Here is a 1,014-nt window from a genome sequence, read left to right as displayed (position 1 = left end):
ACTCCTGCGGGAAAAGCGAGTCCAAGGGAGACCCCGCAGGCGCAAAGGCGCCGAGGAGGCTTCCGGACCGCCCGCGGAAAGCGAGTTGCCTGAAGTGGAAATCAACGTCCAAATTTGTACAAGCAAAAAAACTGAAGACATGATGACTTTCATGTCCGTTTTCCGGTTCATTACAGTAAAAGTTTTTTAGGTAATCATTCCTTTCTAAGCGAACTCCTTATCTTTTGTTTTCTCGGAAAACCATGATAATTTCCCGGATAAATTCACCACTTCTCCTATTACGATCATGGCGGGATTGGCAACCTGCTCTCTTGTAACGATTGCCACTATTGAATCGATTGTTCCTGTAATAGTYCGTTGAAAACCCGTCGTTCCTTGTTCGATGACTGCAATGGCAGTTTCAGGCTTCATTCCGCAGGAGCGTAATTGTTTACAGATATATGGAAGGTTTTTCATACCCATATAAATAACAATGGTGTCAACACCATGTGTCAAATGATGCCAGTTGATGTTATCAGGTTTGCCGGTCACGCAGTGTCCTGTGACAATTGCGAAGGAACTCCCCCATTCCCTGTGAGTCAGGGGAATTCCAGCATAAGCTGGCGCAGCGATTCCAGATGTGATTCCAGGGACTATTTCAAATTGAATTCCGTGCTTTGCCAGCACTTCAGCTTCCTCACCGCCACGGCCAAAAATGAAAGGATCTCCCCCTTTTAGACGAACAATCGTTTTTCTCCCCATTGATTTACTTATTAACAATTGATGAATGTCCTCTTGAGGGACACAATGTATACCAGGCGCTTTACCGCAATAAATGTATTCAGCTTCAGGTTTGCCGTATGAAAGCAATTCACGATTTACCAATCGATCATACAAGATGACATCCGCTGCCGCGATGCATTTGATTGCCTTGACAGTAATTAAGTCCGGATCACCAGGTCCGGCACCAACAATATAGACCTTACCTTTTTCCATCCTTTATCCCCTTTTGTTGTTTAGTCATGAAATGTGATT

The 1,014-nt window shown here is 44.5% G+C and carries 1 protein-coding gene and 1 pseudogene; one reads left to right on the top strand and one right to left on the bottom strand.

Going from position 1 to position 1,014, the window contains the following annotated elements; all coding sequences use genetic code 11:
• Nucleotides 1–190, top strand: a pseudogene (locus AC1DVB_RS27510) (hypothetical protein); the annotation flags it as partial.
• A 14-nt stretch (nt 191–204) separates the two neighbouring features.
• Here the strand turns inward: AC1DVB_RS27510 and cobA are convergent.
• Nucleotides 205–975 carry a uroporphyrinogen-III C-methyltransferase gene (gene cobA / locus AC1DVB_RS27505; RefSeq protein WP_239861280.1) on the bottom strand — a complete coding sequence of 257 codons (771 nt, stop codon included), beginning with the start codon at nt 973–975 and terminating at the stop codon, nt 205–207.
• Nucleotides 976–1,014 lie beyond the last annotated feature (39 nt).

The sequence above is a fragment of the Peribacillus sp. P4_D6 genome, from assembly GCF_056401795.1.
The sequence above is the reverse complement of the archived record's forward strand: the minus strand, read 5'-3'. Positions and strand labels throughout refer to the sequence as shown.